The organism is Lentibacillus sp. JNUCC-1, from assembly GCF_009741735.1.
Classification (GTDB): Bacteria; Bacillota; Bacilli; order Bacillales; family Amphibacillaceae; genus Lentibacillus_B.
The window spans coordinates 1,455,146-1,467,796 of sequence record NZ_WHOH01000001.1 but is presented as its reverse complement, the minus strand read 5'-3'; the positions used below and the strand labels follow the sequence as shown (position 1 = coordinate 1,467,796).

Sequence of the window (12,651 nt, the reverse complement as noted above, 5' to 3'; positions counted from 1 at the left end):
TTTGCAAATGGTGGCTGTCGCTTTCTTTAGTTTAATAGATATTAACCGGATAATAATAGTAAAAGAAAGTAAAGCCGATAATGATAAAGCCAAAGATGATCAGGGCGTTGGCGAATCGGTTGGTGACTTTGATCTCTTTCCTGTCAAACAAGTTGCGCGGGGCTGTGAGCAACTTCTTCAAGTAGTCTTTTTCCTCGGAAGTGGCTTCTCCTGTTCGAACACCGTAAATCACGCCGACGACAGAGAGAATGACACCGATGAGAACCGGTTCTAAGTAAACTGGCAGCGGATAGATGAAAAAGCTGAACAACTCTCCACCAACGATTCCGACGAGTCCTAGCAGCATGCCCCAGAAAGCAGACTTTTCATTGACCCGTTTCGAGTGGATGCTCGTAAAGCCGACGACAGCCCATGATGCTGCGAAGATCGTGGCTGCGAAGAATCCAATCCACAATACGGCTGGCGGCGGAAATATGGTGATGATCAGAACGACGACACCTGACATGAGCATTAAGAGCTTGGACATGCGCAGTGTTGTGGTGGGACGTCCTTTTCTAATTTGTTTATCCAGATTAAATATGTCGTTGGCCAGACTGTTTCCGATCAGCTGCAGGAACGTTGAGGCGGATGACAGACCTGCTGCCATGATTCCGCTGATCACGACAACTCCGATAAAGGTTGGAACGAAATTTTTAGCTGACCAGATAAAGACCATTTCCGGTGGATCAATGCTCGGGTTAATCAGGTTGACCGTTGCCATGGTGATAAACAAAATAATATAGATCGAAATGACGGAAATGGTGGCCACGACCGCTGATCTCAAGATGACGTGTTCGTTTTTGGCCATGAGATAACGGCTTGTCTGCCATGGGCTGATCGCCAGCACACATGTCCAAGCAAGACCGAGAATAATCGCCCAAATCAGGGCCTCGTGAGGCATACCGTGAAATGCGCCTTCTCCGGTAATGCCGTGCCAGTCGAGAATGTTCGGCTGGTTCACCAGATCGTGAGCGGTCTTTGATATCGCTTCAGGCCAGCCGCCAACTTTTTTCAAAATGAAGGGGATCGATATGAATGTGGCGACGGTGAAGACAAAATACATGATGGTATCTGTCAGTAGGACCCCTTTTGCCCCTGACAAAAATGTTAAGAGGGTGTAGGTTGTCCACACGATCAAAAGAGCGTAAATGAAGTCGATCTCGAGTAAATTCGAGACCAATAAGGAGATCCCTTGGGTAACGGATACCAAATAGGCACCCATTCCGATAATGGTGGTGATGGCGGACAAACGTCTGACACGCTTGGAATTAAAACGTTCACCGAAATATTGCGGCAGCGTCAATGCTCTGCTTCTTCTTATGTAACGCCCGAAAAAAATGGCCCCGATCACATAGCCGCTGACGTCGATACTGCTCAGCAGCAGCATGATCAAAGGATAGCCCAGATACGCGTCTCCAGCCTCTCCCATAAAGGCGACCGTACTGAAAAAGGATGCAATCAATGAGCCCGCGATCAGAATGGTTGAAGCATTTCTGCCGGACACATAATAATCTTCCACGTCTGTTACTTTTCTCGATACAACAATACCAATAACAATTGTGATGATAACAAAACTCAGAACACCGATTGTGAATATCATAATTGCCTGCTTTTCCTATCAATTCGTCTGACATACAGTTTCAGGAGAACGCCGTACGAAATCATGAGCCCTCCAAAAACAAATGAAATAATTAAATTCCCGATGTCGATCAACTCCTCTTTTAAGTCTTATTTGGTATTGTCTGAGATGTGTAAAAAGACGCACGTTTAATAGTTTAACGCTTCAGAATTGAATCAGCAAAGCGCATTCTGGGAGTCATTCAGGAAAGGATCGGCTTATAGAGGCGTTTTCCAAGTGTGAGCAATGATAAATGTCGTATTTTGTCGATAAACGTGAAAATACTGTGTTTTCCTTAGAGAACATTGAGCTTGTGGTATGTATTTTTTTACTTGTTTGATTTTGATTTCCCGTTGAATTAAGCTATAGACAATGTAAAATTCAGGAGGTTTTTTTATGTCAGCAAATAATCAGCAAGGTGAACGTGTCTTAGGTAAAGGTGTAGAAGAGTACCTGCAGAAGCCTGTGTTTATAACGCTGGATGAGGAGCGGCAGCACAACAAGCAAAAGTTGGCCGGCGCCTTTCGCCTGTTCAGCAAGTTTGGATTTTCGGAAGGGGTAGCCGGACATATTACATACCGTGATCCGGAGCTGACGGACCACTTATGGGTGAATCCGTATGGCATGCATTTTAGTCAATTTAAGGCATCTGACCTTGTGCTCGTCAACAGTCATGGAGAGGTTGTTGAAGGAAAATATGGCGTGCATAAATCAGCATTTGCCATTCACTCTGCCGTGCATGAAGCCCGCCCAGATGTGATTGCATCTGCTCATGCCCACTCAGTACACGGAAAAACATGGTCCGTCAGCGGGAAGCTTTTGGAGCCGCTCACACAAGATGCCTGTGCCTTTTATAATGATCATGCGATTTTCGATGAATATAAAGGTGTGGCCTATGACGAGGAAGAAGGCGTGCGCATCGGGAAGGCGCTGGGTGACAACAAAGCCGTTATCCTCCGCAGCCACGGTCTGTTGACAGTGGGCGAGTCGGTCGATTCAGCCGCCTTCTGGTTTATCACGATGGAACGGTCTTGCCAATCTCAGCTGCTGGCCGAGTCTGCTGGGATCGTTAATCCGATTGCACCAGACGACGCACGCCACACAGCCAACCAAGTGGGCAGAGAAGTTGACGGCTGGGAAAGCTTTCAGCCCATGTGGGAGCGGATTGTCGCTGAACAGCCGGACTTGCTGGAATAAAGCAGGCTGGTATTTAGAGGAAGTGCACACTTGTTTGAGGACGAGTGCGCACTTCCTTCATTTTTGCAGTGAGTGCGGTTATATCGGAAATTTCGATGCTGATATCGGAAATTCTCTAGTGGATATAGGCGTTTTTGAACGTTATATCAGAAATTTTGCATGATATATCGGAAAAAATCACTTTAACCGTGCTTCACTCCGCGGGGCCAGCAACAGTTTGCTGCAGGCGATGACCGCTGCGAGCAGGAACATCCATTTATAGCTGGTGAATGTGAGCATGCTGCCGAAAAGTGCGGGTCCTATGATTGCGCCGATGTTTAAGATGACGACGGTGACGCTGAAGCCTTGCGCCGGTGCGTGCGGATAAACGTCAGCGCTCCAGATTGGCAGGAAGGCAGCGTACATCATAAATGAAGCGCCAAACAGCACGCCTGACAGCACGATTGCCCCAGCTGATTGTGAGGCAAACAAAATCACCATGCTGGATACATAGATGCCCACTGTCAGATAAAAACTTTTGCGGAACCCGATACGATGGACAAGATCGCCTGCCCATAACCCAGCGAGCCCACAGATGCCAGTAATCAGAAAGAACACGGCATTAAAGGCGGCGATGTTCAGCACCTGTTGAGCGAAGTCGGCGGCATACGTCCAGTAGGTGGCTTCGGTCATGCCAAAGAGGATGGCTGCGGTGAATAAGTGAATGGACTTCCGTTGAAAAAGCGGAATGTGCGGACGCCCGTTTGTGCGAGAATAACGTGCGGTCGGAATGGTTTTAAGCACCACGGCCAACAGGATCAGGCCGCCGACGCCCCCAATGGTCCAGACGATCCGCCAGCTGCCTGAGGAAAATGCGATATACAGCAGACAAATCACCGCGAGCCCAAGTGAAGACCCAGTGCTGATGACGGCCAATGAACGTTTTTGCAAAGCATCATGGACGTGTTCGCTGACACTATTCGAAAATGGTGTCCAGCATAAGCCTGGGCAAAAACCGGCAATGATGCAGCCGATAGCAAATACGAGACCATTTGGAGCGAAAGCTGAGATCAGCAAACCGATTGATGCTGCGGCGAGGCCGGTGGCGATAAACACACGGGGCCCAAGTCGCCCAATAAAAAAAGTCACCAAGAGGGCCCCACCCATAAATGACAAAAATGACAGGCTGGAAATGACGCCGAGCGTGGTTTTCGTCAGGTTAAAATCAGCTTGAAAGTCAGGAAGCAGCAAGCCGTATCCATACCGGACAAAGCCAAAGACGATGGCCATTGACAGGAGTCCCACAATGGAAATGAGCGGGATTCCTGCTTTTATTTTCGCAAAAGGCATGACGCTCCCTCCTTGCAAACGGTTGGGACAAGCTGCTAGCATACTAAGGTTTAAGATTTGCGTAACCGCAACCGCCGCTTGGCTTTTTCTGCTCTATACCCTTTTCCGACGATTTCATGCACACTGTGTACGGTCACATAAGCATGTTCATCGATCTCACCTACAACATTTTTCAGCTTGACGATTTCCTGTTTGCTGATGACGAGGTAGAGCACTTCCTTGTTCAGACGGGTATAACCGCCCCGGCCTTCAAGCACTGTCACACCGCGCGACATGTTTTCTGTAACTTGTTCGAGCACCTGATCCGGGTAATTGGAAATGATCAGCACTGACATCTGCTCGCTCAAACCCTCGACAATGAAATCAATCGCTTTGGAGCCGATGTAAACCGAAATTAAGGTGAACATCGCTTTTTCAATTCCGATAATAAAAGATGAAGACGCAACAACAGCCAGGTCAATGAGCAAAATGCCTTTGCCGATCGACCAGCCCCAAAGCTGGTTCGCCATCCGAGCGAGCACAGTGGTACCACCGTTTGTACCGCCTGCCCTGAAAATGACCCCAAGCCCTGCTCCTACTAAAAGCCCTGCGAAAATAGCTGCAAGCAGTGTGTCATCGGTGAGCGTGGTTTCAACGCCTTCTGTGAAATGCAGCAGGAGTGAGGTCGACGCAATTGAGATGATCGTGTAGACCATCGCACGTCGGTCAAAATATTTGTAGCCGATGGCGAGGAGCACCATGTTCAGGATAAAGTTGACCGCGCCTGGCGACCAGGCAAATAGGTAATATGCCACTACTGTAATCCCGATGATCCCGCCTTCAGACAGCTGGTTCGGGATGACGAAATAATTAACACCTAAGGCAAACAAAAGTCCGCCGATTAATATCAATAAAATCTCTTTAATAACCGTTCCATTCATCAAATCACCTCGTTATTCCATTGTATTGACTTTCTCCCCTCTGTTCAAACTGTTTTCTTTGTAGATTTGTTTTTGTGGTGTAGTGTCTGTAGACTGCGACGTAACTTATGACTGCTCCTAAGCACTCCATACGTTTGAACGAGTACCGTGATTTGCGCTGCGGGAAGTCGCTTTAACTTTATCACAGCTCAAGTGCGACATCTGTTCAAGAAACCCACTTTCACAGTGTCTTCTAGCCGCGGGCACGGCCTCAGCCCAATGTCAGAAAGCTAGTGTGGAAATAATTTACAATACATTTCCATAAGTTTTCCTTTTTGACGATTTTGGCTGTATTTTGTATTCTAAGGAAGAGCCCCTTTCTGGTTCAGTGCATAAGGGTTAGAGCGTAGAGTTTCATTTCTTGGACACCTTCTGCCTGGCCGTTCAGGGGTTTTTTCTTCCTGTGCTTCATCTATTAATTGTTTATACAACTGCTTTAAGGCAGACCACTCTCGCATATTGAAAAAATAAATAAGATACTCCTTCAACTTTGCAATGACTCTGTTCATATTTGCTTTGTATTTATATTTTAGTGATTTATCATGATCTTCCCGCTCAATACATTCTGTCGTTTCGCCATGTATCAAACTTGCCATGTTAATTAAATAAAAAGAGGCATAGAAATCCTGTTCGACCGTCAGTGGTGTAGTTCCGCTGAAATTTTCCACATTTAATTTGTTTTTTAATGTATCATATTTTACTTCTATTCCCCACCGTTTAAAGTACAGGTCTTTAAAAGTAGGTACGTCGAATGATTGGTCCATGATGTTTGTAAGGAGAATTTCTTCTTCCCCGGAATCCAAAAAGAAACGAATAACCCTAAGATTATATACTTCCTTTTTGTATTTCATTTGAATGGTTTGATCCTTTTTCGTTGTATTCTTCACCTCTTTCATAACGCCGCTTTTTGGACAACGCATCACATATTTTATGCCGCTTCTTTCTAAGTAGTCTACAAACTCCCGTGCAGGATAACCGCGATCAAAAAGGATAAGATCCTGCACTGAGTTCTTAGAGGGGAGGCTGTCGATGAGTTCTTTCGCTAAATCCCGTTCACTTGTAGCATAAGGAGCTATTTTGGCTCTACGAAAAAGATCATTCTGTATATCATATATAGCACCCGCGTTAGCACGAGCGCGATTCACTTTTTGATTTTGCGCAGTACCATAATAGTCAATTAACGGTTGCGTATGATGTAATTTGATGGTCGTTCCATCCACAGCACAAAGGCGATAGCCACGGAACGTTTTATATTCCGTAGCTTCATAATAGGCATCTGCGATCGAATGAAATAAATAGGAAAAAGCGTATGGATCTATCTTCTTTCTCGCCTCCAAATAGCCTTGTTTAGAGATGTTCGGCATTTGGCAATCCAGCTTTTTACAGAAATCATCGAGTTCCAGTTGCAGGGACTTTCTCACAATCGAGAGATGAAACAAGATTATACTTTGAAAGGTCAATTTATTGTTTCCTTGACGTGTAAAGTAGGTAGACTTCCGTCTGGACGCTATCATGAAATTAACATTGTGAAGTATTTCCTTTGTTTTTCCGATGGCTTCGAGGAAAGTAAATGGTGATTTCATGGCGTTAATACCTCCCTGTAAACTTGATGCTACCTTCATTTTTTAATATTTATAGCGCCATCGTCAAGCATTATTTTCATCATATGGAAAATAATGGAACAAAAACTTTCTGGCATTGGGCCTCAGCCTCCTTGCCCCGGCAAGAGGTATGTCGACGTTGCCCGCAAAGGGCGGCTTTAGTCGACCCTCCTTAATGTAACGCTGCGGGGTCTTCGGACTCGTGCTGTTCCCGCAGGAGTCGACTTCCCTCCGCTCCAATCACTTTGTGTTAGGCAGTGGCTTGGACGGTTCTACTCGCATAAGGGTTAAAGAATGACCTCTCTTACCTAGCTCGGGGAAAACACGGAGACTCCTGTGGGATGCAAAGCCTCGGTGAGACCCCGGAGGTCGGTAGACCGAGGAGGCTCAGCAGCGCCCACTGGACGCGGAGTGTTTTCCCCGAGCGATTGCCAGAAGCAGTCAATACAAGTTTTCACTAGTTCGGAGTTTGTACCGACTATCCATTAAGGCTTTTTACATTAAAAATAACGATCTTATAGAAAAAGGGCTTTCTTTATGGGGGTTTTCGGGAAGAGGTATACTGGAGATTAATGGAGGTGGATGTATGGAGATCGCGATTGTTGGTGGTGGGATTGGTGGTCTGGCTGTGGCTGCTGGTCTGCATAAGATTGGGATCAAAACGCATGTTTACGAACAAGCTCACGCGTTCAAGCCGCTGGGTGCGGGGATCGGTATTGGCAGCAATGTGATGGTGGCCCTGGAGGCACTCGGCGTGAGTGAGGAGATTAAGTCACGCGGTATGACCCTTAAGGAGCAGCGTTTTTTGAACGGGGATTTTAAAGTGATGAACCGGATTGATTTTTCGTTGTTAAAAAAACGATTTGGAGAAGAAAATATCACGATTCAGCGGGCTGATTTGCACCATGCCTTATTTGAAGCGGTGGACCCGGCCTATGTTCATTTTGGAAAAAAGGTGGCTAACTTCCAGCAGACACAAGATAATGTCACACTTGCTTTTATCGATGGAACGGAAGCTGTGGCTGATTATGTGATTGCAGCGGATGGGATTCATTCTGTGTTCAGAGAGGCGCTGGTAAATTCAAGTCTGCCGAGGTATACAGGATACACGTGCTGGCGCGGAGTTTCCAGCAGCCAGCAGGACGTGCCGGCGCATATTTCTTCTGAAGCCTGGTCTAGGCGCGGGCGGTTCGGATGGGCACCGCTTTATAACGGAGATGTGTACTGGTTTGCCTGTGTGAACGCTGAGGCCGATGATACGTATTATCAGGGGCTGGACCAATCGGGAACGGCTCAACTATTTGCTCACTTCCCGCCAATCGTCAAGCGGCTGATCACGGACACGGATGATACGTATTTTTTACATCATGACATTTATGATATCGAGCCGTTGTCGACGTTTGTTTATGACCGAATTTGCCTGCTGGGTGATGCGGCCCATGCAACTTCGCCCAATATGGGGCAAGGTGCCGGGCAATCGATTGAAGATGCGTATGTGCTAATGGATGCGCTGCAACATGAGCAAAGTGTTCGAGAAGCGTTTGATCGATATGACGCCCAGCGCGTGTGGAAAACCGGAAAAGTCGTCAAACTCTCCCGTCAGATCGGAAGTGCTGCCCAATGGGACAATCCCTTTTTAGTAGCATTTCGAAATGGCGTGTTTCCGCTTATCCCGAAGTCATTGTTGTTCTGGCGCCTGACTTTTTTGTTCAAATGACAGTTGGTGCGGCCGAGGATTCGATCCAGGCCGCTGCTTATCCGTTGATACCTTTTTGCAAGGAAATCATTTCTTCGGCAAGGGCACTGATGCGTTTCAACACATAATCATCGACAATTTCGTTCACATCGCTGTAGCAGTCACTGTGAATGAACACATTGTTCGTTGGCACGAGGCCTTTTAAATAGGAAAGGATCGGCTTCAGGTGGTACTCGGATACGAGGAAATGCTTTTCAACAGCGCCGGTGGTCACGATGCCGGTCACTTTGCGTTTGAAAGCGTCCACAGGAAAATAGTCGAGCAGATTTTTCAGCGCACCTGTAATCGACGCTTGATAAATCGGTGTGCCGAACACAAGCATATCCGCCTCAGAAATCTTGGTAACGACCTCCCATGTGTCATCGTTATAGTAAGCGAGCGGGTCTCCGCGTACGAATTCCACATCAAAATCTTTCATTTCAATTAACTCAGTCTGAATCGACGGATCGGCGTTCTTCATGGCTTCAAGCACATAATGCACCCCAACGGTCGCTTTCCAGCCCGTCAACTCTCCTGCAACACCTACAACCTTCATGTTCCTGCCTCCAATATAACTTTCTATGAAAAGTGTAACATATTACCGCGGAAAATAACGGCTGCCGGCCTGGCTCGGGCTGGGCCTGGTGATGTGTGCCCGTGGTTCCGGCGGGCGTTTGATCCAGCTCTGTCAGTGGAACGTCGTGACTTTGGTGAGCATGATGAACCTGGATATATAGCTGTTTTTTCTGGATATATGCCCGCAAAACCTGGGTATAGGTTCAATTTTTATGGATAACTACGTGAAAATTTTGGATATGCGCGTTTTTTTATGGATAAGTACCCTCTAATTCTGGATAACGCCGCTGTTCAATCTACTTCGGCGTTACAGTAATTTCATTGACGTTCACGTAATCCGGCTGGGTTACGGCGTAGACAACTGCGCGGGCAATGTCAGTTGGATCGAGCTTTTTCCGGTCGTCGTCAAACGGGCTGTCGGTGGTAAGGGGCGTATCGACCATGCCTGGTGAAATATTCGAGACGCGGACGCCGGTGTGGGCGAGTTCTTTTTCCAGCCCCATTGAAATAGCCCGGACAGCGAATTTCGTTGCGCTGTAAACGGTTCTGTGTTTCGGGACATAAAAACCCAAATCTGATGCGATGTTGACGATATGCCCGCTGCCCTTTTCTACCATGGCAGGCAAAACGGAATCGACACCGTATAAAACGCCTTTCACATTCACATCGATCATCGCATCCCAGTCGGAAACCGCGCCGGACGTGACGGTGCATTCGCCCAGCTGGCCTGCGTTGTTGACGTAAATGTCCACGTGCCCGAATGCTTCCTTCGCTTGTTTGGCCAAATTTGCTACATCGGACTGCTTGGTCATATCTGCTGTGACACAAAGCGTCTGCGCCGGCTGTCCGATTGCTTCTGCTATGCCTGCCAACTTGTCCTGATTGCGCGCGGCCATCACCACATTTGCCCCGGCTTCGACGAGCGCTTTTGCAATGGCCGCACCGATTCCGCTGCTTGCACCGGTAACGACCGCTGTTTGTGCTTTCAATTGTTCTGTCATATGATCAGCCTCCCTTTGTTTGTTAAAAGTGTAACACAAGTGGGGAGACGCTTACATTGTGCGGCTCGAATGTTTAAGGCTGCTGTAATCGGTGAAAGATAGAAGTGCAGCATACATTACATCAAGGAGTGGAAACAATGAATCAAACAGAAATTAAGTCCATTGCCGAAAACATACTCAATAAATCCTTTGTTGGCCCGATGGCAACGGTAAAAGGCAACAAACCGCATTCACGCTACATGACGTTTATGAACGACAATTTGACTTTGTACACTGCGACAAGCAGAGAGACTGATAAAAAAGACGAAATCGAGGCAAACCCCTACACCCACATCCTGCTCGGTTATGATGGCGAGGGCTTCAACGATGATTTCGTGGAATACACCGGAAAAGTTTCCATCCATGACGATGAAAGCATGAAGGAAAAGATGTGGAACGAACATATGAAACACTGGTTCGACGGCCCCGAAGATCCTGATCTGATCGTGTTGAAGATCACGCCAGTCGCGGTCCGGGTTATGAATAAGAAGAACTTGCCGCCGAAAGAGGTTGAGCTATAATAGAAAGACCGACTCACCAGTTGATGAGTCGGTCTTTTTAGTTTCTGGATATACGTCCGGTTATTCTGGATATATGTCTGCTAAATCTGGATAAACGCCTATATTTCTGGATATGTGCCCCAGAAACCTGGATATAAGCTAATTTTTCAGGATAAACCTCTGAAAAACCTGGATATCTTGAACGCGGCAAGTCAAAGCCGCTTGATCACTTCATCACAAATACGTTAAAGCAACCTTTAAATTAGCATTTTTCTCCCGAATTCGGTCGAGCATTTCCCTGTCGTTGGATTCATTTTTACAGCGAATCGCATAGGTATATAAAATCATAGTGCCGAGGTTTGTTGTCTCTACTTGGCGAAGCTCATGACTTATAGTGAACTCGGCAAAAATATCGTCAAGCAAATTTTCGTGGTTCAAATTTTCAGGGACAGTGACTTTCAAGATCTGAGTGTCCTTACCTTTGCCGTACTGAAATTTATACAAGAGATAAAATAAAATGCTGGCGAAAACGGTGAGCACGACGGCAAGGTCAAATTGGAACAGGCCGCTCGTCATACCGACACATAAACCGAAGAAAATATAGGCAATGTCTTTCGCGTCGGTGACCGCACTCCGGAAACGAATGAGTGAAAATACGGCGAAGAGCCCGAATGCAACACCTGCATTGCCGCTAACGACGTTCATGACTACAGAGACGACGACGCTCATAATGATAATCGTATGGACAAAGGCCTGAGAGTAGCGTTCTCCTGTAAATGTAATCTGGTAAACCTTCGTAATGACTAAACTTAGTACGGCTGTAATGGCCATGGCAACGAGGCTCATCGTAATCGATGAATCCGTTCCATTGAAGCCGTTCGCCAACTGATCAAAAATTTCCATTCTAATGTCCTCCTACTGCAATGAGTTCTTTTTGCACGCCATTTGGCAAGCGATCACTTTTCAATAATTCCATACTGGTACAAAACTTCGATGCACTCTTCTGCTCACAATTAAGCGCCTGCAAAATCCGCACAAGCCACAGCGGCACACTGTCGTCCACCTTGACCTCAAGCACAATTAGATTCGGATCAATGAAGTTCGCCCCGTATGGTCCATGCTCCAGCTGCAAGTCTTCGTCCCGGCAGCGCAGATTCATGTCAAATGTCATCCGGAGATTCTCGTCATACAAACCGTGCAAGGCGTGACGGTCATAGCTGACGACCATACCGGGCTCAAGCTCATACAGATGACGGAAATAATCAATCTCCCTTAGCACCTGTAAATTGGTCGTCTCGAATTCCTCCAGATGGTCATTTTGTTCGGCCGACAAATACCGGTATGCTTCTGAAAGCGGAAGAAGCATGCGGCGTTTGTTCACGACCTTTTTATGTTTTTGCTTCACTTCGAAAAAAGCGGTGCTGTTCAAGTCTGCATCGTTATAAATCCGCAAACGCAGCTTTTGCCTGTATCGCAGCTTGTTTTTTGTTTCAAAATAGATCTTGTAATCCCGACTTTCAAAATACAGACTGCTTACCGTATATCGGCCGTCCACACCGAATTTATCTGGTCGCATATTCGGCTGGATTTGTTTCACCAATGCCTTGTATTGCTCACGGGTGATCAGATACTTCTGTTCTTTTCTCTTAAATATTTCAATAGCCATCCGTTCCGCCTCCCTTACCCAACAATGATAAGCCAGCAAGGTGAGAGGATCCTGTGAATCAGATTAGAAAACGATGAGAAAATGGGGTAAGAGTGGGCACACTGGTCGATGGAAAGTATTGAAGTGGTTTTTCTGAGGGGGGAGCATGGGTTTATCAAAGGAAGAATTGAGTCTATCAGAGGAAGAGGGCATTCTATCAGAGCAAGATCCAGTTCTATCCAAGCAAGCAGGCACTCTATCAGAGCAAGATCCAGTTCTATCCAAGCAAGCGCGCACTCTATCAAAGGAAGATCCGGTTCTATCCAAGCATGCAGGCACTCTATCAAAGCAACAACGCCCCCTATCCAACGAACACAAAAAGGGGCCAGATCTCCGGGAATAACTTCCTGGA

Annotated in this window: 12 protein-coding genes; 4 read left to right on the top strand and 8 right to left on the bottom strand. The window is 46.7% G+C overall.

What is annotated here, in order from left to right; genetic code table 11:
* Positions 1–31 precede the first annotated feature (31 nt).
* The gene (locus JNUCC1_RS06640) at positions 32–1,639 is read right to left on the bottom strand and encodes a sodium:solute symporter family protein (protein ID WP_156644661.1); all 1,608 of its coding nucleotides are present in this window, start codon (positions 1,637–1,639) and stop codon (positions 32–34) included.
* A gap of 414 nt (positions 1,640–2,053) precedes the next feature.
* Between JNUCC1_RS06640 and JNUCC1_RS06635 the strand changes: the two genes are divergently transcribed.
* Positions 2,054–2,854, top strand: coding sequence for a class II aldolase/adducin family protein (locus JNUCC1_RS06635; RefSeq protein ID WP_156644660.1), 801 nt, complete (start codon positions 2,054–2,056; stop codon positions 2,852–2,854).
* A gap of 177 nt (positions 2,855–3,031) precedes the next feature.
* Here JNUCC1_RS06635 and JNUCC1_RS06630 read toward each other — a convergent pair whose 3' ends face one another.
* The 3 genes from JNUCC1_RS06630 to JNUCC1_RS06620 all read right to left on the bottom strand — a co-directional run bounded on the left by JNUCC1_RS06630 (position 3,032) and on the right by JNUCC1_RS06620 (position 6,725).
* Complete coding sequence (locus JNUCC1_RS06630) at positions 3,032–4,183, bottom strand: MFS transporter (RefSeq protein WP_197431653.1); 1,152 nt, start codon at positions 4,181–4,183, stop codon at positions 3,032–3,034.
* 50 nt (positions 4,184–4,233) lie between these two features.
* Complete coding sequence (locus JNUCC1_RS06625) at positions 4,234–5,103, bottom strand: YitT family protein (protein ID WP_156644658.1); 870 nt, start codon at positions 5,101–5,103, stop codon at positions 4,234–4,236.
* A gap of 341 nt (positions 5,104–5,444) precedes the next feature.
* Positions 5,445–6,725, bottom strand: coding sequence for an IS4 family transposase (locus JNUCC1_RS06620; protein WP_197431652.1), 1,281 nt, complete (start codon positions 6,723–6,725; stop codon positions 5,445–5,447).
* Between the two features lie 604 nt (positions 6,726–7,329).
* Here JNUCC1_RS06620 and JNUCC1_RS06615 point away from each other — a divergent pair.
* Entirely contained in the window at positions 7,330–8,460 is a 1,131-nt protein-coding gene (locus JNUCC1_RS06615; protein WP_156644656.1) for an FAD-dependent monooxygenase, read from the top strand.
* A 37-nt stretch (positions 8,461–8,497) separates the two neighbouring features.
* Here JNUCC1_RS06615 and JNUCC1_RS06610 read toward each other — a convergent pair whose 3' ends face one another.
* Together JNUCC1_RS06610 and JNUCC1_RS06605 are read right to left on the bottom strand one after the other, a co-directional pair.
* Positions 8,498–9,034 (bottom strand): NADPH-dependent FMN reductase, encoded by a 537-nt coding sequence (locus tag JNUCC1_RS06610; protein WP_156644655.1) that lies wholly within the window; start codon positions 9,032–9,034, stop codon positions 8,498–8,500.
* A gap of 316 nt (positions 9,035–9,350) precedes the next feature.
* Positions 9,351–10,055: an SDR family oxidoreductase gene (locus tag JNUCC1_RS06605; protein ID WP_156644654.1), complete on the bottom strand. Its 705-nt coding sequence runs from the start codon at positions 10,053–10,055 to the stop codon at positions 9,351–9,353.
* A gap of 137 nt (positions 10,056–10,192) precedes the next feature.
* On the opposite strand from JNUCC1_RS06605, the gene JNUCC1_RS06600 reads away from it, so the two are divergent.
* Complete coding sequence (locus tag JNUCC1_RS06600) at positions 10,193–10,615, top strand: pyridoxamine 5'-phosphate oxidase family protein (protein ID WP_156644653.1); 423 nt, start codon at positions 10,193–10,195, stop codon at positions 10,613–10,615.
* Positions 10,616–10,828: 213 nt separating this feature from the next.
* Here JNUCC1_RS06600 and JNUCC1_RS06595 read toward each other — a convergent pair whose 3' ends face one another.
* On the bottom strand, positions 10,829–11,497 hold the full coding sequence (locus JNUCC1_RS06595) for a DUF4956 domain-containing protein (RefSeq protein ID WP_156644652.1): 669 nt from the start codon (positions 11,495–11,497) through the stop codon (positions 10,829–10,831).
* A 1-nt stretch (position 11,498) separates the two neighbouring features.
* A complete protein-coding gene (locus JNUCC1_RS06590; RefSeq protein ID WP_156644651.1) occupies positions 11,499–12,260 on the bottom strand; it encodes a polyphosphate polymerase domain-containing protein in 762 nt (253 codons plus the stop codon).
* A 145-nt stretch (positions 12,261–12,405) separates the two neighbouring features.
* Between JNUCC1_RS06590 and JNUCC1_RS06585 the strand changes: the two genes are divergently transcribed.
* Positions 12,406–12,642, top strand: a complete 237-nt coding sequence (locus tag JNUCC1_RS06585) for a hypothetical protein (protein ID WP_156644650.1) — start codon at positions 12,406–12,408, stop codon at positions 12,640–12,642.
* Positions 12,643–12,651: the final 9 nt, after the last annotated feature.

Excerpts from the sequence above, each read along its gene's own strand:
- JNUCC1_RS06585 (WP_156644650.1), top strand. The coding sequence starts at position 12,406 with ATGGGTTTATCAAAGGAAGAATTGAGTCTATCAGAGGAAGAGGGCATT.
- JNUCC1_RS06590 (WP_156644651.1), bottom strand. The coding sequence starts at position 12,260 with ATGGCTATTGAAATATTTAAGAGAAAAGAACAGAAGTATCTGATCACC.
- JNUCC1_RS06615 (WP_156644656.1), top strand. The coding sequence starts at position 7,330 with ATGGAGATCGCGATTGTTGGTGGTGGGATTGGTGGTCTGGCTGTGGCT.
- JNUCC1_RS06605 (WP_156644654.1), bottom strand. The coding sequence starts at position 10,055 with ATGACAGAACAATTGAAAGCACAAACAGCGGTCGTTACCGGTGCAAGC.
- JNUCC1_RS06640 (WP_156644661.1), bottom strand. The coding sequence starts at position 1,639 with ATGATATTCACAATCGGTGTTCTGAGTTTTGTTATCATCACAATTGTT.
- JNUCC1_RS06625 (WP_156644658.1), bottom strand. The coding sequence starts at position 5,103 with ATGAATGGAACGGTTATTAAAGAGATTTTATTGATATTAATCGGCGGA.
- JNUCC1_RS06620 (WP_197431652.1), bottom strand. The coding sequence starts at position 6,725 with ATGAAATCACCATTTACTTTCCTCGAAGCCATCGGAAAAACAAAGGAA.
- JNUCC1_RS06595 (WP_156644652.1), bottom strand. The coding sequence starts at position 11,497 with ATGGAAATTTTTGATCAGTTGGCGAACGGCTTCAATGGAACGGATTCA.
- JNUCC1_RS06635 (WP_156644660.1), top strand. The coding sequence starts at position 2,054 with ATGTCAGCAAATAATCAGCAAGGTGAACGTGTCTTAGGTAAAGGTGTA.
- JNUCC1_RS06610 (WP_156644655.1), bottom strand. The coding sequence starts at position 9,034 with ATGAAGGTTGTAGGTGTTGCAGGAGAGTTGACGGGCTGGAAAGCGACC.
- JNUCC1_RS06600 (WP_156644653.1), top strand. The coding sequence starts at position 10,193 with ATGAATCAAACAGAAATTAAGTCCATTGCCGAAAACATACTCAATAAA.
- JNUCC1_RS06630 (WP_197431653.1), bottom strand. The coding sequence starts at position 4,183 with ATGCCTTTTGCGAAAATAAAAGCAGGAATCCCGCTCATTTCCATTGTG.